Annotated in this window: 22 protein-coding genes; 16 read left to right on the top strand and 6 right to left on the bottom strand. The window is 42.6% G+C overall.

Annotated features, from left to right (window positions below; genetic code table 11):
* The first annotated feature begins 29 nt into the window (after positions 1 to 29).
* The 10 genes from atpE to ACZW67_RS01235 all read left to right on the top strand — a co-directional run bounded on the left by atpE (position 30) and on the right by ACZW67_RS01235 (position 9,855).
* Positions 30 to 278: a F0F1 ATP synthase subunit C gene (gene atpE / locus ACZW67_RS01280; protein WP_010197960.1), complete on the top strand. Its 249-nt coding sequence runs from the start codon at positions 30 to 32 to the stop codon at positions 276 to 278.
* A gap of 117 nt (positions 279 to 395) precedes the next feature.
* On the top strand, positions 396 to 866 hold the full coding sequence (locus ACZW67_RS01275; protein WP_465181855.1) for a F0F1 ATP synthase subunit B: 471 nt from the start codon (positions 396 to 398) through the stop codon (positions 864 to 866).
* A 13-nt stretch (positions 867 to 879) separates the two neighbouring features.
* On the top strand, positions 880 to 1,503 hold the full coding sequence (locus ACZW67_RS01270) for a F0F1 ATP synthase subunit delta (protein ID WP_110923629.1): 624 nt from the start codon (positions 880 to 882) through the stop codon (positions 1,501 to 1,503).
* A gap of 93 nt (positions 1,504 to 1,596) precedes the next feature.
* Positions 1,597 to 3,141 (top strand): F0F1 ATP synthase subunit alpha, encoded by a 1,545-nt coding sequence (atpA, locus tag ACZW67_RS01265; RefSeq protein WP_110923628.1) that lies wholly within the window; start codon positions 1,597 to 1,599, stop codon positions 3,139 to 3,141.
* A 227-nt stretch (positions 3,142 to 3,368) separates the two neighbouring features.
* Entirely contained in the window at positions 3,369 to 4,250 is an 882-nt protein-coding gene (atpG, locus tag ACZW67_RS01260; RefSeq protein ID WP_110923627.1) for a F0F1 ATP synthase subunit gamma, read from the top strand.
* Positions 4,251 to 4,288: 38 nt separating this feature from the next.
* Entirely contained in the window at positions 4,289 to 5,722 is a 1,434-nt protein-coding gene (gene atpD, locus ACZW67_RS01255; protein ID WP_110923626.1) for a F0F1 ATP synthase subunit beta, read from the top strand.
* Positions 5,723 to 5,838: 116 nt separating this feature from the next.
* Positions 5,839 to 6,255 (top strand): F0F1 ATP synthase subunit epsilon, encoded by a 417-nt coding sequence (locus ACZW67_RS01250; RefSeq protein WP_197218061.1) that lies wholly within the window; start codon positions 5,839 to 5,841, stop codon positions 6,253 to 6,255.
* Between the two features lie 526 nt (positions 6,256 to 6,781).
* Positions 6,782 to 7,498, top strand: a complete 717-nt coding sequence (locus ACZW67_RS01245) for a response regulator (protein WP_021812806.1) — start codon at positions 6,782 to 6,784, stop codon at positions 7,496 to 7,498.
* A 309-nt stretch (positions 7,499 to 7,807) separates the two neighbouring features.
* Positions 7,808 to 9,496 carry an ATP-binding protein gene (locus ACZW67_RS01240; protein WP_197218062.1) on the top strand — a complete coding sequence of 563 codons (1,689 nt, stop codon included), beginning with the start codon at positions 7,808 to 7,810 and terminating at the stop codon, positions 9,494 to 9,496.
* A gap of 179 nt (positions 9,497 to 9,675) precedes the next feature.
* Complete coding sequence (locus ACZW67_RS01235) at positions 9,676 to 9,855, top strand: hypothetical protein (RefSeq protein WP_110923624.1); 180 nt, start codon at positions 9,676 to 9,678, stop codon at positions 9,853 to 9,855.
* A gap of 56 nt (positions 9,856 to 9,911) precedes the next feature.
* On the opposite strand, the gene ACZW67_RS01230 is transcribed toward ACZW67_RS01235, so the two are convergent.
* A complete protein-coding gene (locus tag ACZW67_RS01230) occupies positions 9,912 to 11,390 on the bottom strand; it encodes an ATP-binding protein (protein ID WP_197218063.1) in 1,479 nt (492 codons plus the stop codon).
* A 619-nt stretch (positions 11,391 to 12,009) separates the two neighbouring features.
* Here ACZW67_RS01230 and rpsP point away from each other — a divergent pair.
* The 4 genes from rpsP (at position 12,010) to rplS (ending at position 14,483) form a co-directional block, all read left to right on the top strand.
* Positions 12,010 to 12,279, top strand: coding sequence for a 30S ribosomal protein S16 (gene rpsP, locus ACZW67_RS01225; RefSeq protein WP_197101989.1), 270 nt, complete (start codon positions 12,010 to 12,012; stop codon positions 12,277 to 12,279).
* A 188-nt stretch (positions 12,280 to 12,467) separates the two neighbouring features.
* Complete coding sequence (rimM, locus tag ACZW67_RS01220; RefSeq protein WP_465181854.1) at positions 12,468 to 13,001, top strand: ribosome maturation factor RimM; 534 nt, start codon at positions 12,468 to 12,470, stop codon at positions 12,999 to 13,001.
* A gap of 103 nt (positions 13,002 to 13,104) precedes the next feature.
* Positions 13,105 to 13,878 carry a tRNA (guanosine(37)-N1)-methyltransferase TrmD gene (trmD, locus tag ACZW67_RS01215; protein WP_197101993.1) on the top strand — a complete coding sequence of 258 codons (774 nt, stop codon included), beginning with the start codon at positions 13,105 to 13,107 and terminating at the stop codon, positions 13,876 to 13,878.
* A 212-nt stretch (positions 13,879 to 14,090) separates the two neighbouring features.
* Positions 14,091 to 14,483, top strand: a complete 393-nt coding sequence (gene rplS / locus ACZW67_RS01210) for a 50S ribosomal protein L19 (protein WP_110923619.1) — start codon at positions 14,091 to 14,093, stop codon at positions 14,481 to 14,483.
* A gap of 218 nt (positions 14,484 to 14,701) precedes the next feature.
* On the opposite strand, the gene ACZW67_RS01205 is transcribed toward rplS, so the two are convergent.
* On the bottom strand, positions 14,702 to 15,265 hold the full coding sequence (locus tag ACZW67_RS01205; RefSeq protein WP_197101995.1) for a DUF4442 domain-containing protein: 564 nt from the start codon (positions 15,263 to 15,265) through the stop codon (positions 14,702 to 14,704).
* A gap of 516 nt (positions 15,266 to 15,781) precedes the next feature.
* Here ACZW67_RS01205 and ACZW67_RS01200 point away from each other — a divergent pair.
* The gene (locus ACZW67_RS01200) at positions 15,782 to 17,308 is read left to right on the top strand and encodes a DUF3360 family protein (RefSeq protein WP_110923617.1); all 1,527 of its coding nucleotides are present in this window, start codon (positions 15,782 to 15,784) and stop codon (positions 17,306 to 17,308) included.
* 153 nt (positions 17,309 to 17,461) lie between these two features.
* Complete coding sequence (gene uvrC, locus ACZW67_RS01195; RefSeq protein ID WP_465181853.1) at positions 17,462 to 19,306, top strand: excinuclease ABC subunit UvrC; 1,845 nt, start codon at positions 17,462 to 17,464, stop codon at positions 19,304 to 19,306.
* 86 nt (positions 19,307 to 19,392) lie between these two features.
* Here the strand turns inward: uvrC and ACZW67_RS01190 are convergent, their stop codons facing one another.
* The 4 genes from ACZW67_RS01190 to lgt form a co-directional block, all read right to left on the bottom strand.
* Positions 19,393 to 19,524 (bottom strand): hypothetical protein, encoded by a 132-nt coding sequence (locus ACZW67_RS01190; protein ID WP_264298303.1) that lies wholly within the window; start codon positions 19,522 to 19,524, stop codon positions 19,393 to 19,395.
* A gap of 259 nt (positions 19,525 to 19,783) precedes the next feature.
* Entirely contained in the window at positions 19,784 to 20,350 is a 567-nt protein-coding gene (locus ACZW67_RS01185) for a dihydrofolate reductase (protein WP_465181852.1), read from the bottom strand.
* 45 nt (positions 20,351 to 20,395) lie between these two features.
* Positions 20,396 to 21,256, bottom strand: coding sequence for a thymidylate synthase (locus ACZW67_RS01180; protein WP_465181851.1), 861 nt, complete (start codon positions 21,254 to 21,256; stop codon positions 20,396 to 20,398).
* A gap of 45 nt (positions 21,257 to 21,301) precedes the next feature.
* Entirely contained in the window at positions 21,302 to 22,186 is an 885-nt protein-coding gene (lgt, locus tag ACZW67_RS01175) for a prolipoprotein diacylglyceryl transferase (RefSeq protein ID WP_290164131.1), read from the bottom strand.
* Between the last annotated feature and the right edge of the window lie 133 nt (positions 22,187 to 22,319).

Genomic DNA, 22,319 nt, shown 5'->3' with positions numbered 1-22,319 from the left:
ACATTCAATAGGTAAATGAGGATACATCAATGGATCCAGTATTAGGTGGTTACACAGTTATCGCAGTAGCGCTACTTATCGGTCTTGGCGCACTTGGCACAGGTATTGGTTTTGCTATTCTAGGTGGTAAATTCCTAGAAGGCGTAGCACGTCAGCCAGAACTAGGCTCACAGCTACAAACTCGTATGTTCATCGTAGCAGGTCTTCTTGATGCTATTCCGATGATCGGTGTTGGTATTGCTATGCTATTGTTATTCGCTAACCCTCTAGCAGGTTAATCAGAAAGCTCAGTTGTAAATGTTTGGTAGTCAAAGTTTGTATCTTAACCATAGCCAAAGTTTGGCTATCAAATATGATCAATGAAACTGATTTTTCATTAACAAAGAGGTGATCACGTGAATATCAATTCTACCCTCATCGGTCAAGCCATTGCTTTTGCAATCTTTGTGATGTTCTGCATGAAATTCGTGTGGCCACCACTTATTGGTGCCATCAATGAGCGTCAGCGTAAAATTGCTGAAGGCCTGAATGCCGCAGAAAAAGCAAAAGCAGATCTGGCGACCGCGGAGCAAGATGTCCAGCAGGAGCTTACTCTTGCAAAGACTAAAGCTGCTGCTCTAATCGAGCAAGCGAATAAAAGTGCCAACCAGCTTGTCGAAGATGCAAAAACGCATGCCCAAGTGGAAGGCGAGCGCATTCGTCAACAAGCGCAAGCGTCTATCGACCAAGAAATCAATCAGGCGCGTGATTCATTACGTGCTCAAGTTGCTGAACTGGCTGTACTTGGTGCAGAAAAGATTTTGCAAGACAAAGTCGATGTGCAAAAACATGCCAGTATGCTAGACCAACTGGCGGCGAAGCTGTAACTGTGAGGATATAATGGCTGACTTATCAACCTTAGCACGACCCTACGCTAGAGCCGCGTTTGACTATGCCAATGAAAACGGGGCCGTAGACGAGTGGGAAAATTTCTTGTTTATCGCTGGTGCAATTGTCAATGACAAAGCGTTCCGTACTTGGCTAGAAAATCCAGCCGTTACGGCTGAGCATAAGTCAGCTGCTTTGGTTGATCTTTATGACTCACAAGTGGCTGGTGATAACGACTCTGCTTTTAAACAGCTATTAGGTGAGAACAAAGGTTCTCGCTACGGTAATAGTATTAGCTATCCTAAAGTATCACCAGCGCTCAATAATTTTATTAAGCAGCTGGCAGAACAAGAGCGTCTGGCGCTGCTTCCTGAAGTTTATGAGCATTATCGTCATCACAAGGCAGTAAGCTTAAAGCAGCTTGACGCATATGTGACTTCTGCTTATCCATTAACGGATGACCAACGTCAAATGATTCAAACACGTCTCGCTGCCTCGCTAAACGCTAGTGTGGTGATTCACGAATCAGTTGATCCAAGTCTATTGGCAGGTGCTACGATCAAAGTCGGTGACAAAATCATTGATGATTCGATGCGCGGCAAGTTACAACAGTTAAAAACACAGCTAACTGCCTAATGCCATTCATCAACGCAGTCATTTAATATCTGCGTGATAGTAAGAGCATTTAAGTCAGTGGGCGGGTTATCATAAATTAAAGGAAACAAGGCAATGCAACAATTGAATCCAGCGGAAATCAGTAACCTGATTAAGCAGCGTATTCAAGACCTTGATGCGGGTGCAACTGCAAAGAATGAAGGCACGATTGTCAAAGTATCTGACGGTATCGTGCAGATTCATGGTCTTGAAGATGCCATGTACGGCGAAATGATTGAGTTTGAAGGTGAAGTCTATGGAATGGCGCTTAACTTAGAGCGTGATTCTGTTGGTGCGGTAGTACTAGGTGACTTCCTAAAGTTACAAGAAGGTCAAAAAGCCTATTGTACTGGTCGCATTCTTGAAGTACCCGTAGGTCCTGAGCTGCTAGGCCGTGTTGTTGATGCTTTGGGTAATCCTATCGATGGCAAAGGTCCTATCGATGCCAAGATGACTGACAAAGTCGAAAAGATCGCCCCAGGTGTTATCGATCGTCAGTCAGTAGATCAGCCAGTAATGACTGGTTATAAAGCCGTTGATACTATGATCCCAATTGGTCGTGGTCAGCGTGAGCTTATCATTGGTGACCGTCAGACGGGTAAAACCGCAATGGCTATCGATGCGATTATTGCACAGAAATCATCTGGCATTAAGTGTGTGTACGTAGCTATCGGTCAGAAACGTTCGACCATCGCCAACGTCGTACGTAAGCTTGAGCAAACTGGTGCATTAGAATATACCACGGTTGTGGTTGCATCAGCATCAGAGCCAGCAGCACTACAGTATATCGCACCGTACTCAGGTTGTACGATGGGCGAATATTTCCGTGACCGCGGCGAAGATGCTCTGATTGTCTTTGATGACTTATCAAAGCAAGCTGTTGCTTATCGTCAGATTTCACTATTGCTACGTCGTCCGCCAGGCCGTGAAGCATATCCTGGTGACGTATTCTATTTACACTCACGTTTACTTGAGCGTGCATCACGTGTAAATGCTGCTTATGTAGAAAAATTCACTAATGGTGAAGTTGTTGGTAAAACAGGTTCTTTAACTGCATTACCAATCATTGAGACCCAAGCTGGTGACGTTTCTGCATTCGTACCGACTAACGTAATCTCAATTACTGATGGTCAGATCTTCCTAGAGTCTAGTTTATTCGCATCAGGTCTCCGTCCAGCAGTCAACGCTGGTATTTCGGTATCTCGTGTTGGTGGTGCTGCACAGACTAAGATCATTAAGAAACTGTCTGGTGGTATCCGTACCGCACTAGCTCAGTATCGTGAACTAGCAGCATTTGCTCAGTTTGCCTCAGATCTTGATGACGCAACTCGCGAACAGCTTGATCATGGTGAGCGTGTGACTGAACTTATGAAGCAGAAGCAGTATCAGCCAATGTCTATCTCTGAGCAAGCAGCAGTTATTTATGCTTCGAATGAAGGATTTTTATCTGACGTGCCTGTTGAAAAAATTGGTTCTTTCGAAGAAGCTTACTTACGCTATATGCATGATGAGCAGAGTGAATTGATGCGTGAGATTGATGACACTGCGAACTACAACGATGATATCGCAGGTCGTTTAAAGTCAGCTCTAGAGACATTTAAACAAAATCACAGTTATTAATTTAACGGGTTAAGCCGAATTTGGTTATGGCTATCTTTGATAGCTGATAAAGTGGCGCGTTGTCTGATCAGATTTTTGCCAAGATAGAGCGCCACTGTTTTAACCATTGACGGTATTAGAACGCGTAATGCACAAGATATAAAATATTACTCTGTCAGATTAATGTTGTATATTAAATGATTGTCGCTTGCGCCAATGCTTTTTAACCCTCTTATATTGGAATCATTATGGCAAGCTTAAAAGAGATACGTGCCAAAGTCACCAGTATTAAAAGCACCCAAAAAATTACTCGCGCAATGCAAATGGTTGCAGCAAGTAAAATGCGCCGTGCACAAGAGCGCATGGAAGTGGGTCGCCCGTATGCTGATAGTATGCGCCGGGTTATCTCACATTTGGTGCATGCTTCATCAGACTACAAACATCCGTATATGGTATCGCGCCCAGTCAATAAGGTTGGCTATATTGTCATTACCTCTGACCGTGGTCTAGCGGGTGGTTTGAATGTCAACCTATTTAAAGCTTTAACTAAAAGTATCCAGCAATACCAAGACCAGTCTGTACAGACTGAGTTTGCAGCCATTGGCGCTAAAGGTGTGAGTTTTTTCAAAAACTTTGGTGGTAAAGTTACCTCGGCCGTGACCGATTATGGTGATAAGCCAACGTTTGAGCAATTGAACGCACCTGTTCAGGCGATGCTTGAGGACTATAGTAACGGTAATTTAGACCGTATCTATGTGGTATATAACCAGTTTATCAATGCCATGACTCAAAAGCCGACAGTCAGTCAGTTAGTACCTCTTCCAGAGGGATCGCTTATTGATGAAGACAGCGGCATGCAGACTGAGCTTAGCTGGGATTATATCTACGAGCCTGACATCAAGACTTTGATTGATGAATTGCTTGGCCGTTATATTGAGTCGATTGTTTATCAAGCGGTAATGGAAAACATTGCCTCTGAGCAGTCGTCACGTATGGTTGCGATGAAAGCGGCTACAGATAATGCTGGTGACCTTATTAACGATTTACAGTTGGTTTATAACAAGCTGCGTCAAGCGGCGATTACTCGAGAAATCTCGGAAATCGTTGGCGGTGCTGCTGCTGTTTCATAATTGACTACACCTATATATAGAAGTTCAAGGAGAACGCAATGAGTAGCGGTCGTATTGTACAGATTATTGGCGCGGTTCTTGACGTTGAGTTCAACCGTAACGAAGTTCCTAAAATTTTTGATGCCTTGCAAGTAGACGGTACCGAAACCACCCTAGAAGTACAGCAACAGCTAGGTGATGGCATCGTACGTACTATCGCAATGGGTTCAACTGAAGGCCTAAAGCGTAACCTACCAGTTACTAACACTGGCGCACCTATTTCTGTACCTGTCGGTATTGGTACACTAGGTCGCATCATGGATGTTCTTGGTCGTCCTATCGATGAAGAAGGTCCTGTTGCTGCTGATGAAAAATGGTCTATCCATCGTGAAGCTCCAAGCTATGCAGAGCAGTCAAACAGTACTGAACTATTAGAAACAGGCATCAAGGTTATTGATTTACTTTGCCCGTTTGCAAAAGGTGGTAAAGTTGGTCTGTTTGGTGGTGCTGGTGTTGGTAAAACCGTCAACATGATGGAATTGATCAACAACATTGCGCTTAAGCATGAAGGCTTGTCAGTATTTGCTGGTGTTGGTGAACGTACTCGTGAAGGTAACGATTTCTATCACGAAATGCAAGAAGCTGGCGTTGTAAACACTGAAGACTTTAGCAAATCTAAAGTAGCAATGGTATATGGCCAGATGAATGAGCCACCGGGTAACCGTTTACGTGTTGCACTGTCTGGTTTGACCATGGCTGAGTACTTCCGTGATACCAAAGATCCTGCTACTGGCAAAGGTCGTGACGTATTGCTGTTTGTTGATAACATCTATCGCTACACACTAGCCGGTACTGAAGTATCAGCACTACTAGGTCGTATGCCATCAGCAGTTGGTTATCAGCCAACGCTAGCTGAAGAGATGGGTATGCTGCAAGAGCGTATCACGTCAACTCAGTCAGGCTCTATTACTTCAGTTCAAGCTGTATACGTACCTGCGGATGATTTGACCGATCCATCACCTGCTACGACGTTTGCTCACTTGGATGCAACAGTTGTACTAAGCCGTGATATCGCTTCACAAGGTATCTATCCTGCGGTTGATCCATTGGATTCAACGTCACGTCAGCTAGATCCACAAGTGATCGGCGAAGAGCATTACAATGTTGCTCGTGGCGTACAGGAAATCCTACAGCGCTATAAAGAGCTTAAAGATATCATCGCAATTTTGGGTATGGATGAGTTATCAGAAGAAGATAAACTGGTTGTTTATCGTGCTCGTAAGATTCAGCGCTTCTTATCACAGCCATTCCACGTTGCTGAAATCTTTACTGGTGCACCTGGTAAATATGTACCATTACGCGATACCATTGCTAGCTTTAAAGCAATCATCGCTGGTGAATACGATGACTTGCCAGAGCAGGCATTCTATATGGCTGGTGGCATCGATGAAGTTGTTGCCAAAGCAGAAAAAATGAAATCTTCTGCAGCGTAAGTTGCTCAAGCATTGGCTAACGAGTAGATAGGCTATAATACGTTTATCTACTCATCAGTAACGCATCGCAGTTTTTACTGTTTTTTTGATCGCGTTTTGATAGTAAGGAGTTAAGTATGGCAACGTTACAATGTCGCGTCGTAAGTGCTCGTGAAGAGTTGTATTCAGGCGAAATTAGCATGTTAATAGCTACGGGAACCGAAGGCGAGATTGGTGTATTGCCAGGTCACACACCGCTTATTACTTTGTTAAAACCGGGTGCGATGCGAGTGCAAACACCAGACGGTGAAGAAGAAATAATTTATGTATCAGGCGGTGTATTAGAAGTACAGCCGAAGATGGTTACCGTATTGGCTGATACAGCCATGCGTGCACATAACCTTGATGAAAGCAAAATTGTTGAAGCACGTAAAAAGGCTGAGCAAATGCTTGTCAATCAATCGGACACTGTACAGACTAATGCAGCTTTAGCATCATTAGCAGAGTCTGTGGCACAGCTACAGACTATCCGTAAGTACAAAAACCGTGCTTAAAATTTTTGTTTGAAAGTTTTAGTCTTTCGACGATAAAAAAACAGTCCAATATGGGCTGTTTTTTTATGCCTGTTTTTAGAGTGACCATATCAAATATATATGAATCAAAGAATATTAGACAATTTCTAAAAAGTCACTGGCGACAACAACAATATGTCGCTATATTATATGTCATAGAGAGTAAGTTCTGAGTGAGAGTAAAGCGATTAGAAGTTCCTTGAAAAGCTAATTTGGTTAGTTTACTTACCAATATTTAGACATTCAAGGAGTGATAAAACCAACTTGTCTGCTGTTATTTGCGTAAATCACGTATTTTTTGGACGTAAACTAACGTTTTAATAGGTGTAGTTTATAGGTTTTGTTAACGACTATAAGCTATAGTATAGGAAGCTGTATATTTAATAGTATACTGTGCTACCAAGTTTGTAACAGCTATACGAACATCAATTGTGCCACGTGATGGTGCTATTAATTTACCGCTCTTACTTTTACTACTTTTAAATTAGATGTATTAGAGGATATAACAATGACAACGAATGAAGAAGACAACACCCCCCGAATCTTGATTGTTGAGGATGATGAGCGTCTGGCCATGCTGACCCAAGATTACTTGGTCAAAAACGGTTTAGAAGTAGCGATTGAAACAGATGGTAATCGTGCTATTCGCCGTATCGTCAATGAGCAACCAGATTTGGTTGTACTTGATGTGATGCTTCCTGGTAGCGATGGATTAACGGTTTGTCGTGAAGTTCGCCCGCATTACCAAAATCCTATTTTGATGCTGACGGCTCGTACTGAAGATATGGATCAGGTACTAGGTCTTGAGATGGGTGCCGATGATTATGTCGCAAAACCTGCTCAGCCACGTGTCTTGCTTGCCCGTATTCGTGCATTATTACGCCGTTCAGAAAATGCACCATCAGAAGACGTGCCACAGCGCCTAGAGTTTGGTGAGTTGGTCATCGACAATGGTGGTCGTTCAGTGAATCTAGGTGATGAGCTGGTTGATTTCACCAGTGCTGAATATGACCTTTTATGGTTGCTAGCTTCTAATGCTGGTCGTATTCTATCTCGTGAAGATATTTTTGAACGTCTACGCGGTATTGAATATGATGGTCAAGATCGCTCAATTGACGTACGTATCTCACGTATTCGTCCAAAGATTGGTGATGATCCAGAAAACCCTAAACGTATTAAAACCGTACGTAGTAAAGGTTATTTATTTGTGAAAGAAGGCAACTAATTCTCGTTCCTTTGAGTAATTACTTACTATTGATAATCGTCATATAAAAAACCAGCAACTATGCTGGTTTTTTTATGGCTAAATTTGAATTTTTGAACTTAATTATAGTGTTATGTGGTTTAATTAAACAATTATTGTAGTGACTGAGACCCTGCACATGGTACAAAGTGTGCTAAGTATCAGCTCAACACAAAAAACATAATAGCTAGGATCGTTTTTACTCCATACTGTTTGATATTATTTGTTATACAGCGCTTATGTGCTGCATGATATCAGCAGTTTTTATTCATTAAGTTGGTCACGGCACGTATGTCATTAGTCTCTTCTTTAAAACACAGTATTTTTGTTCGTATCTATGCTGGACTACTCATAGTCTGTTTATGTGTGGCGTTATTTGCCCAGTTATTGATGGATACAATCAATAAAGAGCGTGTACAGTCCTATCGTGAAAATATGGCCAAGGGCGCTTTTCATCTGGTGAGCGAAGGTATTTCTCATCAGGAGAGTGAAGAGCAGCGTGAGTATTGGCTGTCTGATGCGAGTAGTTTGTTTGGCTCAAAGTTCAGTATTGTGCCTATTACTGACGTGGACTTTAATGCCAGTGAATTGCGACGTTTTGAAAATGACAACACAGTCGTACGCTATGTTACTCAACCTGTGCATGCCGATGTCTATTATCGTTTACCTGACAATAAAAATGTCCTAACGGCTAGGGTTACGCAAGTCACTGAACAGCAAGTGCGTGCAATAGCTGTGTTCTTATTAGATGATTTGTCTTATCACGTGACGCTGCCTGATAAACGTGCACGCTTGGCTCAGTTAGAAGAGAAGTTCTCCTTCCCATTGGAATTCAAAGCAGTTAATACGCTGGATTTGGATACCGATCAGATGGGTCGATTGCGCCGTGATGAGGTTGTTATCTCACTGCAGGACACCAATAGCAGTAAAAGTAATTCGGCTATCCAGATAGTAGTGCCTTCTGAAATCAATGATATGGCCATTTTGATTGGGCCAGTACCTTTATTTAACTGGTTTCCCCTCAATTTGATTATAAGTATGATTTTGATAAGCATGTTTTTAATCAGCTTGGGTGTATATGCATTGATTTTCCCGCTTGAACGCAAATTACAATTGATTCAGGTCGGTGTCAATGAAGTCAGTAAAGGTAACCTTGAAAGTCAGGTGCAAGTGATTGGGCAAGATGAAATTGCTCGTTTAGCAGCGACTTTTAATGCGATGACCTCACATATCAAACGTTTGATTGAGTCGCAGCGAGAGCTGACACGAGCAGTGTCACATGAGTTACGTACGCCTGTGGCTCGTATTCGCTTTGCTGTCGATATGCTTGCTGATACTGATGATGAAGACTCACGCTTTATGCAGCGCGACTATATCGATGAAGATATTGAATCGCTCAATGGTTTGATTGATGAGATTTTGACCTATGCTAAGCTTGAAGAAGGCTCACCAAAACTAGATTTGGAGCCAGTCAATCTTAGAGAGTTGCTTGAGCAGATTGAACGTGAGACCAATGCACTAGGTAAGCCAATCAAGATAGTGACCAAACTGCCGAACGCTAAAGTAACCGCCATTGCCGACCGACGCTATCTACATCGTGTGATTCAAAACCTTGCAGGCAATGCATTACGCTATGCAGAGACCACGATTGTCATTAGCGCAGGCGTCAAAAAAGGCAATGCGTTTGTTAGTGTTGAAGATGATGGTCATGGTATTCCAGAAGCAGATCGCGAAAAAGTATTTATTCCATTCTCACGGCTAGATGATAGTCGTACGCGTGCATCAGGTGGCTATGGTCTGGGCTTGTCTATTGTATCGCGTATTGCTTTTTGGTTTAATGGTAGTATGAAAGTCGATGAGAGCGAGCCACTTGGTGGTGCCCGATTTGTTATGACATGGCCGATTAAACCACTGACACAAATTCTGGCTGCTGACGAGTTGACGCAGGAGAAAAGTGAACGTGGTTTTGATGATAAGTGATGATAAATAGAGGCAATACACAACACTATAGCTACTTTTTAGCTAAGAATTACTGAAACATGAATTAATAAGCTATAGATTACGAATCTAATCATATTTTATGATGTAATCATGGTCAGTACTGCAGTACCAATAATGGTTTTAAAAGTAGATTTTTTGACAGTAGAGGAGGGCAAAGGATGCCGTATTTATTTGGTGGTTTGGTGGTTTTAAATGCAATAACGCTAGGGTATTACTTATTCTTACAGCAGCCTTCGACGACTCAAACGTTAAAAGCTGCGCAAGAAAGTATTACTCAACCATTAGAGTTTACCAATAGCGCCAAGTATATCCCTCCTGTCATCGGAACTAGAGACTAGTTTTTATTCATGCAAAAACTGCAATGAAGTATTTTCTAGCTCTAGTCAGGTTCAGTCTAGTCGTCTTTATTCAATAGGTTGTTATCAAAACCTGAACGCTCTTCGGTATCGGCAGCGACTGTCTTATCTCCCGCAACTTTAGAAAGCAAAGGTATACGTACACAAACCTGTAGACCACCTTCAGGATGGTTGATAGCTTCTACTGTGCCATGATGCAATCTTGCGATACGGTCTACGATAGCCAAACCTAAACCGCTACCTTGGGTGGTACGTGCGGTCTCTCCCCGTTCAAAAGGTTGCATAATACGTTCTAATTGATCCTCTGCAACGCCGTCACCACAGTCCCTTACACATATCATTAGTTGCTCTTGTGCTTCCTGATTGACAGCACTTTCACTGACCACGTCACTATCTTCATCTTCAATAGTCTCTATAAATGTCGGCATCACAGTCGCCGATAGGTAAATAGGTCCCTTACCATAACGCTTCGAATTGTTTACCAGATTTATAATGAGGCGTTTGATAGACATGGGGCGTATAGGAACAACTTTATGACACTCTGACTGATAAATAAATTCCATCGGAGCAAATTGCACCATGATTTCATTAAAAATGGTGTTCAAATTAGTCAGGCTCACTGGCTCATCAGAACCATCTTTCATAAATGAAATAAATTGCTCTAAGATGGCGTCCATATCCTCAATATCATAAATCAGTCCTTCTCGAAAAAAGTCATCTGGCAGCATTTCTGCCGTCAAACGCATACGAGTCAAAGGTGTACGCAGATCATGTGAGATGCCAGCAAGCATAATTGTGCGTTCTTTTTGTGCTTGGTTTAGCGTCGTAAATAGGCGATTGAATGCCATATTGACTTGGCGTATCTCGGTAGGACCTTTTTGCGTTGGTAGAGTAGTTGCGTGACCGAGGCGAATATAGTTGGTTGCAGCACGCTGTAAATATCGCAATGGGCGGTTTAGTTGTCGCGCCAGTAAGATAATGGTTAGCAGCGACAGAATAGGCAATCCAATGAGGAATAGTACCAACAATCCTGGACTGTACTGTGAGTAATAGACCACTGGCTCACGAATCCAAAAACTGTCGTCTCGGCTGTCTTGTACCCAAAGCTGCGGTGTTGGTTTAAATTTGAAATATACTTCAACAGGCCGACCTAACTGCGCACCGATTTCGCGTTGCAAAACATCGGTAAAGACCCCGACAAACGCCTTGTCAGACACTTCTGGAAAGTCATTCGGATTATTTACCACCACCACATGAGAATGCTGATAAATCCATCGGCGTACCTCAGGACGGTCTTTCCAGTCTTGATTGACACTGTTCATCAGCTGTAGCTCGCTCGTTAAATAGCGAGCATGGTTTTTTAGCTCTGGTAAATACAAGCTTCGCCAAAAAAACAAAATCGATAAGCCAACACTGATAAGGACAATAAAGGAGACCATCAAGGTTGTCAGCCAAGTATTGGAATAGGAGCGTGGTAGCCAACCTTTACGACGTGGTTTTGGGTGTGAGGTGGTCATATGAATCCAACATGTTGAGAGAGGTATTTTATTAAATCGACTATTGAGCTAAACCGTTATTATGCTGCTTATAGGATGAACTCTGCTTTTTATACTTGGTTATTATCAACTAGATGACGATATCGAACTTGGTCAGTATATTTATCTTGGTCATTATATACGGCTTGATACGTATACTGAGCAACTCGCATATTAGGTCGCTAGACATATCATAGAATATAGTCAAATCTATATAAATCGGCTACATCGTCATCCTCGTTAAGCATACTAATGTATAACTTGCACTCGGTTTCCTTGTATCGAAATTATTTGAATTGAACTATAGCATAATCAATGAAAGGTACCGACGTCGCTTTTACCTGATAAACCAGTCATATGACTCTCTAAAATGCGTGTGAGAATCGGGATAAGGTGACTTTGTATTTTAGCTATTCCATATGCTGAAGACAGTCAAATTACTGATTTAAAATAAAAGGTTATGAGCAATTATGTTTTACATCGATGTGCATTTAAGCTATTGTTAATAAATAATTAAATAAGCACAGTTTATGTTTTCAATAAATAAAGACTGTGATATAATTATGCCCTTTTTGGTATACCTGCGAAAGAGAGAATTCACATGGTTGTTATTCGTTTAGCACGGGGCGGTGCCAAGAAACGCCCATTTTATCAAGTAGTTGTTGCTGATCAACGCCGCGCGCGTGACGGTCGCTATATTGAAAACATCGGCTTTTTTAACCCACTCGCTAAAGATTCAGAAGAAGCAGTGCGCCTAAACATGGAAGCGTACAACGCGTGGATCGCAAAAGGTGCACAACCTTCAGATCGCGTTGCTTCATTAGTAAAAGCTTACAACAAGTCTGTAGCACCAACTGAAGCAACTGCTTAAGTTTTCGTTACTATTACTGAGATGCTGATAGCAAGATCATGAGCATACCTCAGTAGACTTTAGTAAATATAGCGTAACTGGTCTAACCAGGGTGCGCCATTAACTGTTTATTGATTTTGATTGCGTTTATCGCTTTTGATTGAAATGTAATTATAATTTCTGTTTTAATCATTGTTAGGTTAGCCGTTATGTCATCAGTTCCAAACGCTAGTGCCCTTATGAAAATTGGTCAGCTGAAAAAGCCTTATGGTATTAAAGGCTGGCTTTGGGTTTTTAGCGATACAGATGATCGTACGGCAATATTTGACATGCATCCGTGGTGGATGAAAACTGCCACAGGCATGAAACCTTTGACTGTTAAAGCTTGGCGTGAGCAAGGAACAGGAATCGTGGCTCAATTTGAGCAAGTTCCTGATCGTAATGTTGCTGAGACCATGAACGGTGTTACCGTTTGGGTCGAACAAAACGTTTTGCCTGAAACAGCTGAAAACGAATATTATTGGTCGGATTTGGTCAGCTTGCGCGTGATGAACGAGCAAGATGAGTATCTAGGCAATATCACTGAAATGTTTGAGACCGGTGCCCATGACATCATGCGTGTAGCGGCAAACTCAGACAGTTTGGATAATGAAGAGCGCCTGATTCCATGGCATAAGCAAACGGTAATGAAGGTCAATATGACTGAAAAAACAGTGCTTGTGTCTTGGCCAAGTGATTATTGATATCAGCTTTAACGATATAAGTTTCGGCTTTATTGTTAAGTGTCATCGATAATTATACCGATTCATTTAACTATTATTAACCACTACGCCAAGTAGACATCAGATGTATTTTGCCGTTATTAGTATTTTTCCTGAGATGTTTGCCACGATTCGTGATTTTGGTATCACGGGGCGGGCAGTTACTCAGGAGCAAGTGACGATAGAATGCATTAATCCACGTGATTATACCACTGATAACTATCGCCGTATTGATGAACGCCCGTATGGTGGCGGTCCTGGAATGCTGATGATGGCTGAGCCATTGTCAAAAGCTATTGAGGATGCGCGCTTACGAGCCAGTCAACATGGCTGCCGTGTCGATAGTGAGCACTGTCCGGTGATTTATATGTCGCCACAAGGGCAGACGCTCAGTGAGAGTAGTGTGGTCAGTATGACTGATTACGATGGCATGATTTTATTATGCGGTCGTTATGAAGGTATTGATGAGCGCTTACTGTCACAGTATGTCGATATGGAAGTATCACTCGGTGATTATGTCTTGACTGGTGGTGAGCTACCAGCAATGGTCCTAATGGATAGTGTGATACGTCGTCTGCCTGACATTATGGGTGATGATAAGTCAGCTGAGCAAGACTCCTTCGTTGATGGATTGCTTGATTGTCCACATTATACTAAGCCACATGATTTTGCTGGTATGGCGGTTCCTGATGTTTTACTGTCAGGTCACCATGCCAATATCGCTAAGTGGCGCTTTAGTCAGCAAGTCAGTCGCACGCAAGCGCGTCGTCCAGACTTGTGGCAAGCGTTCACACCAACGGTAGAGCAAGCAAAGTGGTTAAAAGCATTGGCAAAAGCAGAAAAAAATAAGACTTTATAAGGTTAGGATTGATAAAAAACTGTCTTATAAAGCACGGATTCGATAAACAGTTAAGAAACACAATTTTGAGCAACAATAAAACAGGTCATAGAATAGTGGCCGTTGGTTATAAACCATTTACGTTGTGTCTCACCATAAAGAGACGCAATTAATTATTACAAACAGGTGATATGCGTTAAGCCTCTATTATCTAATGTGAGGAGATAACTCTCATGAGCAACAAGCATCCATTAGTTCAGGTCATCGAAAATGCTCAATTGATTGAGCGCCCAAGCTTTGCACCCGGCGATACCGTTGTGGTTCAAGTAAAAGTACGTGAAGGTGAGCGTGAGCGTTTACAGGCTTTTGAAGGCATTGTAATTGCTAAGCGTAACCGCGGTCTAAACTCAGCGTTTACCGTACGTAAAATATCAAGCGGTGTTGGTGTTGAGCGTGCATTCCAATTGCATTCACCAATCATTGAAAGCATTGAAGTTAAACGCCGTGGTGCTGTTCGCCGTGCGAAATTGTACTACTTACGTGAGCGTTCTGGTAAATCAGCACGTATCCGCGAAAAACTTGCTCCGCGTGCAGCTGCTCCAAAGAAAGCTGCCGCTAAAGCATAAGTTTAAGCAATTGCTTAAACTTGCTACGGTTGCTGAGCTGCTAATGAAGTGGCAAGGCAACGACGCAAAAGTAGATACAAGCCCTTATTCATAGGTTTATCATATAAATAAGCGGGCCATACCAAAAAAGACAGAACCCCAATCTATGCGAAAGCTAGGTTGGGGTTTTTGTATGTAAGGTTTTAAATGAGAGTTGAGCATGACATGTTTAGTACGCTCTAATCTTCGTCATCAAAATTATCTATACGGCTACTTTGGTCTTTAGATTTGCTGTACTTACGCAGTCTGATATATATCGTCTTTGTGACGATCGCAATAACTTTTTGCTGTTCATCGACTATATCGACTTTATATTCACGAAAGACCGCATCACCATCTTTCGCCATTTCTTGAATGGTAATAATTTCGGAGCTGGCAATCTTCATGCGTGCGGTAACTTTGCTATAACCCGGCGCTATAAAATCAATATTTGAGCTTTTGTCCCACACAACATAGCTACTACCGAGTTGGTGCATGAGCATAATCATATAAAATGGATCAACCATAGAATATAAACTGCCCCCAAACTGAGTACCGACGATATTTTTGTTTAAAGCATTGAGTCCCATACTGACGACGCACAGACCTTGATCCAGACTTATATGATCGATTTTGATGCCTGCACCGACATAAGGTGCGTAGGTGTTGATGCGCAGCTTAAGTAGGTGTGGTGTCAGTAATGGCATGATGCTTTGTTTAGCCCGACGTTTTAAGGTCTCAAAATTGGATGGTAGTAAACGCATGAACTTATCCTGTTATTGCTTCTAAGTTTTTCTATTTATTTTGATATGGCTGATTATCTGAAAGGTATCTGTATTGAGCATAATCATTAGGGGGTATTTATCATAAGTAAAAAACACCAAGACCGCTAGCCTTAAAGCGTAACTGACATGGATTTTCTAGAATTACTTAAAAGTTATAATAAACTATTTATTATACCTATCTTTAATATTTAGTTATGTGATAACAAATGTCTAGATTCGGATAATTATCAAGAAAAAGGTCATTTATTCTAATTTAAAGCCTATATTAGGCATGTTTTTTCCTCATGGTTTACTATTAAGTTAAATTTTGCATTAAATAGAAACTTTAATTTATAGATTATAATAGTGTATCGGCTTTTTGAGTGGTTCTAAGTTCGCATTTCGAGTTCTCATGTCATACAATGGCTTGCAATTTTTAATGGACGCTTTAGTCACATTAAATGTCACTATCAAATTATCAGTTAAATCAAGCCTCAGACGACACAAGGAAATGTGATGAGTAACTCTCAGATCCCTTCTTCAGGGTCTAATCAACAGCCGTCAAACCCATCCGACTACGACACAGAGTTATCAGGTAGCTATGTCGATTTGCACAAACCAAGTTCGAGTTTTGAGAGTCGTGATGATTATCTCAATCATGAATTGCAAATCATGCAGCCCAAACGCTGGCGTCCCAATTTGCCCTTTCGTGATTATCGCTTTGAGTATGAAGATACTATTCCTGCAATGGCAGCGACGATTGGTAAAGTGGTTATGGTGGGTGCGATTGCTGCAACATTTGCAGGTCCACTTGGTTTGGGCGATGCGTTTGTTTTAGAAAACGTTCGTTATGAGCTATTAATCGTTTCATTCTTTATCATCTTATTTTCAGGATTTCTACTCCCGACAGCCAACCTTGCAGGTACTCACGGCCCCCTTATTCCCCTTATTCCTATTGTTGTAGCCGCTGGTGGCCATCCAATGGCATTTGGTCTGCTTATCGGTGCCTTTGGCTTGCTATTGGCAATCAGTAAAGGGGGCAGTCTGCTGGCAAATCTGACCAGTAAAGGTGTGTGCGGTGGCCTCTTGATTTACTTAGGATTTATCGGTACTACCTCACAGGTCAAAAACCTCTTTGCATGGGCAGAAGGTATCGGCATGTCGCATATTGCCTTCTTCATTATTTTGGCCACTATCCTGCTATATGCATTACTTGAGCACTGGCAAAAACGCTGGCTTGCGGTTCCGCTAAGCTGTGTCTTAGGTGGCGGTCTCGCTTTTGCATTAGGCGCACCATTTGAGTTCAAAACGGCACCAGGCTTGCCGAATATGAACCCGATGTATTGGTGGGGTGAAAATACTGGTTGGATGCTAGGATTACCTACGGTTGAAAGCTTTATTGTCGTACTGCCATTTGCTATTTTGGCAGTTGCGATGTGGTCACCAGATTTCTTAGGTCATCAGGTCTTTCAAAAAATCAGCTATCCTAAACGTACTGAAAAGGTACTCATGGATATCGATGACACAATGACCAGCGCTTCGTTTCGTCAGGTAGTCGGCTCTGTATTGGGCGGTGCTAACTTTGCGTCATCATGGGGCACTTATATTGTCCCAGCAGCGATTGCCAAACGTCCGATTCCTGCCGGTGCTTTGTTGACGGCATTGTTCTGTATTATCGCAGGTGTTTGGGGCTATCCAATGGATTTGGCTATCTGGCAGCCAGTGATGTGTGTGGCATTGATCGTTGGGGTATTTATCCCACTGCTTGAAGCTGGCATGGAAATGACTCGCGAAGGAAAAACCACGCAGTCTGCTGCAATCGTAGTGTTTGCTTCCGCATTGGTGAATCCGGCATTTGGTTGGTCACTCACGTTGTTGCTCGATAACTTGGGCTTAATTGGTTCTAAAGAACGCAGTGCCAATTTGACTAAAATGAGCCGCTGGATCATACCGGGTATTATGTTTGTTGTATTGACTGGTGTGATGGCTATCGTTGGTATGTTGCCGGGTATCCCAGCTTTAATGGCTAACTTCCGCCATTAATAGTAGGTTGCTGAATAAACGATAATAGAACAAACTAAGTCAGCGAAAGCTGGCTTTTTTATGGGTGATGCTATGATAATAAGTGGCTTGTAAAACAATGATTCCCGCCCCATAACTAGCAGTATTATAAGACTTTTAAGAGCAATGAATTCTATGGTCAATGTTTCAGAATCTAGCCCTGTCGATGATAAAAAAGCCCGTCTTAAGCATCTAATTCAGCGCTTACCCAATTTGCCAGGCGTGTATAAGATGCTGGGAAAAAACGGTGATATTTTATACGTTGGTAAAGCTAAATCACTTAAAAGCCGTGTAAACAGCTACTTTGCAAAGACAATCGATCATCCAAAGACACGAGCATTAGTGGCGCGTATCCATGATATCGAAACCATTATCACGCGTAGTGAGACTGAAGCACTACTGCTTGAGCAAAACCTAATTAAAGAATATCGTCCTCCCTATAATGTGCTATTGCGTGATGATAAGTCTTACCTCTATGTGTTTATCTCAGCTGACAAGCCCTATCCGAGATTGGCGTATGGTCGCGGCAAAGGTAATCATCAAAAAGGTCGATTCTTTGGACCGTTTCCCTCTGCGCATGCGGCAAAAGAGACACTGGTGCTGATGCAAAAAATGTTTCAAATGCGCCAATGCACCAATACTTTCTTCAATCAACGTAAGCGCCCTTGTCTTGAATATCAGATTAAGCGTTGTCGTGCACCCTGTGTCGGCTTGGTATCAGCAGAAGAATATGCAGAGGACGTTAACAATACCATTCGCTTTCTAAAGGGTGACTCTGGTGATATTCATACGACTCTGATTGAAAAAATGGAAGCATCAGCTGAAGAGTTAGATTTTGAAAAAGCGGTCTTTTATCGCGATCAGCTCTCTATGCTGCGTGAAGTGCAGGCCAAGCAAGCTGTCTATACCGTACAAGGTGAGGCAGATGTGATTGCTATTGCCAGTCAGGCAGGCATGACGTGTGTCAACGTGCTGACCGTACGTGGTGGGCGTGTGCTAGGTGGTAAGAACTATTTCCCTGACGTCGACAGCAGTGAATCGCTCGCGGATAATTTATCTGCTTTTATTACCTCTTTCTATTTTCAGGTAACGGATGATTTGCCCGCAGAAATTATGTTAACTCATGAGTTACCGGATCAAGTGGCAGTGAGTGAGGCATTGGCGACGCATTTTGGTAGCAAAGTCGTCATCAAAACCAATGTACGTGAACATCGTGCAGAGTGGCTAGATTTGGCAAAACTGAACACCAATAACGCGCTAAAAACCAAGCTGGGCGATTATTTAGAATTGCATGCACGCTTTGGTGCATTGAAAGATGTATTGGCGGATGTCACCGAGCGAACCATTGATCGCATCGAATGCTTTGATATCTCACATACCATGGGTGAAGCGACCATTGGTAGCTGTGTAGTATTTGACCAAGGTGGCTCGCGTCGCCGTGATTATCGTCAGTATGCTATCCATGACATCGTAGGCGGTGATGACTATGCGGCGATGAAGCAAGTGCTGACACGGCGTTATAAAAAGCAGCCGTTGCCTGATTTGTTGCTTATTGATGGTGGTAAAGGTCAGCTAGGTATTGCCAAAGAAGTATTGACTGAGTTGGGTATTCTTGGTGATACTTTGCTTATTAGTGTGGCAAAAGGGGAAGGGCGCAAGGCTGGGCTTGAAGTATTGCACTTTATTGACCACGAGCCACTAGATCTACCGATGGATAGTAAAGCGCTGCATTTATTGATGCATATTCGTGATGAGGCACATCGATTTGCGATTACTGCTCACCGTAAAAAGCGTGATAAGCGTCGTTCATCGTCAGTGCTAGAAGTGATACCGGGACTGGGTGAAAAGCGTCGTCGTGACCTGCTCAATCACTTTGGCGGTATGCAGCAACTGCTTGGTGCATCGCAACAAGAGCTGTCAGGGGTGCAAGGTATTGGGCCTGTGCTCGCAAAAACTGTTTATAAAGTGTTGCATGAGTAGCTGGACATATTAAAAAAACGACAACAGAACCAAATCTGTTGTCGTTTTAACATTAGGAATATTTAGCAGATTAAGACCTCTAATCGCTAAAAATCAAAACTTAACTGCTGGTTTGGATAGCTACGGCAGTGCTCGCAGACGCGCTCCCAACGATTAAATCGATAGCGTAAATACCAACGAACATGCACAGCTTTAGGATAACCGCATTGAATGGTCATGATGACCTCCATAATTATGATTAGGAATTCATAACTGTGGAGACATAGACACTTACTAGCATTTACTATAAAATATATGAACCCTGCAAGGTAAATAAACTTTATTAGTATGCTAATAGCGGAGTCTAGCTCCACAGTTGTCTTATCTAAAAGTTTTTTAAGCTCAGCAATTAATTTTGCTGGGCTTTTTTAATTTTTCATATTTGGTTCCTCCTTTTAAATTATATCTTATTAAAGTTGAATAGAAGACCAACCAACGTTAGGCTTTTACTTTATAAGTCACAAATTTAAAATCCAACGCACTCTTTTCATCGTGCATCTGCTCAGACTCTTCTGCTACTTCAAATTCACTTGGCAATTCAGGATAAAAGGCATCGCCATCGGTAATTTCGGTGTCGACGTGGGTCAGTTCAATACGGTCGGTATACATTAAGGCATCGCTAAAGACACGCTCGCCACCAATGACCCAAATAGTATCCAAATGCGCGCCATGTGCCAGACTGGCTGCTTGTGTCAAAGCATCGTCCAGATTGTGTACCACGTAAGCATTGTCCTTTCCAACGAGGCCTTTTTGCTCAGCATAATCCAATTGGCTGCTGATGATGAAGCTAACACGTTTTGGCAAAGGCTTGCTGCCCATTGATTCAAACGTCTTACGACCCATAATGACGATACCTTGTATACCGCCATCCGTTTGTTTGGTCGTCATCTTTTTGAAGTGCTGCAAGTCTGCTGAGATATGCCACGGCAGCTCATTATCCTTACCGATACAACGGTTGCTACTGATAGCAGCGATTTGGGCAACTTCGGTATGGGCATAGCTCATAAGGTATCCTTTTTACTGTCTCTTCAGCGTGTAATTATAGAAATTTTAAACAGCAACTTTTGCTTTGATGGCTGGATGTGACTCATAACCCTCAACGCTAATGTCTTCGTAATTGAAGGCAAAAATATCATTAACATCAGGGTTAAGCGTCAATGTTGGCAGTGTATATAGCGAACGCGTCAACTGTAACTCGACTTGCTCACGGTGGTTTTGATAAATGTGGCAATCACCACCTGCCCAGATGAATTCGCCCACTTCTAGACCACAAATCTGCGCGACCATATGGGTAAGTAGCGCGTAGCTGGCAATATTGAACGGCACACCTAGAAATAAATCTGCTGAACGCTGATAGAGCTGGCATGACAGTTTATTGTCTGCGACAAAGAATTGAAACATGGTATGACAAGGCGGCAAGGCAACTTGATCTGCTTCACCAGGGTTCCAACCAGACACGATTAAGCGACGTGAATTGGGGTTGGTTTTTATTTGCTCGATGACTTGGGTGATTTGATCGACACCATCAGCATGGTAATTGCCGTCTTCATCTTTGGTTGCGCCATAATTGCGCCATTGATGACCATAGACAGGGCCCAAATCGCCAGCAGGACGATTAAAGCGCGCCGTCTGCTCTGCAGTAGCCCATTCATTCCAAATGCGTACGCCATTGGCTTGCAAATAATCGACGTGAGTACTGCCACTTAAAAACCAAAATAACTCATAGGCGATGGATTTAAAATGGACTTTTTTGGTGGTTAATAGCGGAAACCCTGACGCCAAGTCAAAACGTAGCTGCGCGCCAAAGTGGCTGAGCGTACCAGTGCCAGTACGATCGCCTTTTTCAGTACCTGTGGTCAAAACGTGTTTGAGCAAGTCTAAATAGCCCTGCTCGTTATTGCTGTTAATCATAAAAATGCTCGTCGGTATTGTTTAGTACACTGATGGATATATGGCTTAATAAGCAGCTTGCTTACCCCAGTCATAGATGCCGCGTTTGTAAGCATAGACTAGTAGAATAAAGCCAATAATAATCATTGGGGCGCTGAGTATTTGCCCTTTGGTCATCCAGCCTAATAGGATGAATCCTTGGTCGACGTCTGGCTGACGGAAGAACTCAATGATAAAGCGGCTGATACCGTATCCTAATAAAAACACAGCGGATGCTGCCATACGCGGGCGCGGTTTTGATGAATACCACCATAGGAAAAGGAATAGCAATAAACCTTCAGCAAGTGCTTCATACAATTGTGAAGGATGACGCGGTAGCAAATACTGCCCATTCACTTCGACCATCAACTCTTGTAGCTCAGGGTTGGTTTGCAATTGTTGCATATCAAACCCAGCTGCTTGCGGAAAGTAAGTGAGCCAATTGTAGCCACCGTCAGAGACACGGCCCCATAGCTCACCATTGATATAATTGCCAATACGACCAAACAATAAACCCGTTGGGACACAGGGAACGACAAAATCCAGCACTTGAAACGCGGTTTTTTTGTACTTACGGGCAAAATATAACATGCCAAGTAAGACGCCTATCATGCCGCCATGGAAAGACATACCACCTTCCCAGACTTTAAAGAGATAGGCTGGATTTTGTAAAAATTCACCGAATTGATAAAACAACACATAGCCGACACGGCCACCTAAAATAACGCCCAGAGCACCAAAAAACACCAAGTCGGACACCATGTCAGTGGTCCAATTGTCGCGTTTGGTGCTGCGATACCACGCTAGGCCATAAGCGGCGGCGAATGCCAACAAATACATCAGCCCATACCAATGGACTTCGACGGGTCCAAGTGCTAATGCTACAGGATCGTACTGAGGATGAATCATCATAAGGGCATCATAATATTGGTAATAAAGTGCTGACTATAATAGCAAATTTCATTCGTCGAGCATACACAATTGCTATGATGCCAAGCAGTTAGCATTGAGAAGTTGAACGGTCGATACAGTGCAGAATACATAG

It is taken from the genome of Psychrobacter sp. TPE 89C (genome assembly GCF_055522395.1).
Note: the sequence above shows the minus strand (reverse complement) of the source record. Positions and strands in the feature narration are given on the sequence as shown.

Excerpts from the sequence above, each read along its gene's own strand:
- atpE (WP_010197960.1), top strand. The coding sequence starts at position 30 with ATGGATCCAGTATTAGGTGGTTACACAGTTATCGCAGTAGCGCTACTT.
- ACZW67_RS01270 (WP_110923629.1), top strand. The coding sequence starts at position 880 with ATGGCTGACTTATCAACCTTAGCACGACCCTACGCTAGAGCCGCGTTT.
- atpA (WP_110923628.1), top strand. The coding sequence starts at position 1,597 with ATGCAACAATTGAATCCAGCGGAAATCAGTAACCTGATTAAGCAGCGT.
- atpG (WP_110923627.1), top strand. The coding sequence starts at position 3,369 with ATGGCAAGCTTAAAAGAGATACGTGCCAAAGTCACCAGTATTAAAAGC.
- atpD (WP_110923626.1), top strand. The coding sequence starts at position 4,289 with ATGAGTAGCGGTCGTATTGTACAGATTATTGGCGCGGTTCTTGACGTT.
- ACZW67_RS01250 (WP_197218061.1), top strand. The coding sequence starts at position 5,839 with ATGGCAACGTTACAATGTCGCGTCGTAAGTGCTCGTGAAGAGTTGTAT.
- ACZW67_RS01245 (WP_021812806.1), top strand. The coding sequence starts at position 6,782 with ATGACAACGAATGAAGAAGACAACACCCCCCGAATCTTGATTGTTGAG.
- ACZW67_RS01240 (WP_197218062.1), top strand. The coding sequence starts at position 7,808 with ATGTCATTAGTCTCTTCTTTAAAACACAGTATTTTTGTTCGTATCTAT.
- ACZW67_RS01235 (WP_110923624.1), top strand. The coding sequence starts at position 9,676 with ATGCCGTATTTATTTGGTGGTTTGGTGGTTTTAAATGCAATAACGCTA.
- ACZW67_RS01230 (WP_197218063.1), bottom strand. The coding sequence starts at position 11,390 with ATGACCACCTCACACCCAAAACCACGTCGTAAAGGTTGGCTACCACGC.
- rpsP (WP_197101989.1), top strand. The coding sequence starts at position 12,010 with ATGGTTGTTATTCGTTTAGCACGGGGCGGTGCCAAGAAACGCCCATTT.
- rimM (WP_465181854.1), top strand. The coding sequence starts at position 12,468 with ATGTCATCAGTTCCAAACGCTAGTGCCCTTATGAAAATTGGTCAGCTG.
- trmD (WP_197101993.1), top strand. The coding sequence starts at position 13,105 with ATGTATTTTGCCGTTATTAGTATTTTTCCTGAGATGTTTGCCACGATT.
- rplS (WP_110923619.1), top strand. The coding sequence starts at position 14,091 with ATGAGCAACAAGCATCCATTAGTTCAGGTCATCGAAAATGCTCAATTG.
- ACZW67_RS01205 (WP_197101995.1), bottom strand. The coding sequence starts at position 15,265 with ATGCGTTTACTACCATCCAATTTTGAGACCTTAAAACGTCGGGCTAAA.
- ACZW67_RS01200 (WP_110923617.1), top strand. The coding sequence starts at position 15,782 with ATGAGTAACTCTCAGATCCCTTCTTCAGGGTCTAATCAACAGCCGTCA.
- uvrC (WP_465181853.1), top strand. The coding sequence starts at position 17,462 with ATGGTCAATGTTTCAGAATCTAGCCCTGTCGATGATAAAAAAGCCCGT.
- ACZW67_RS01190 (WP_264298303.1), bottom strand. The coding sequence starts at position 19,524 with ATGACCATTCAATGCGGTTATCCTAAAGCTGTGCATGTTCGTTGGTAT.
- ACZW67_RS01185 (WP_465181852.1), bottom strand. The coding sequence starts at position 20,350 with ATGAGCTATGCCCATACCGAAGTTGCCCAAATCGCTGCTATCAGTAGC.
- ACZW67_RS01180 (WP_465181851.1), bottom strand. The coding sequence starts at position 21,256 with ATGATTAACAGCAATAACGAGCAGGGCTATTTAGACTTGCTCAAACAC.
- lgt (WP_290164131.1), bottom strand. The coding sequence starts at position 22,186 with ATGATGATTCATCCTCAGTACGATCCTGTAGCATTAGCACTTGGACCC.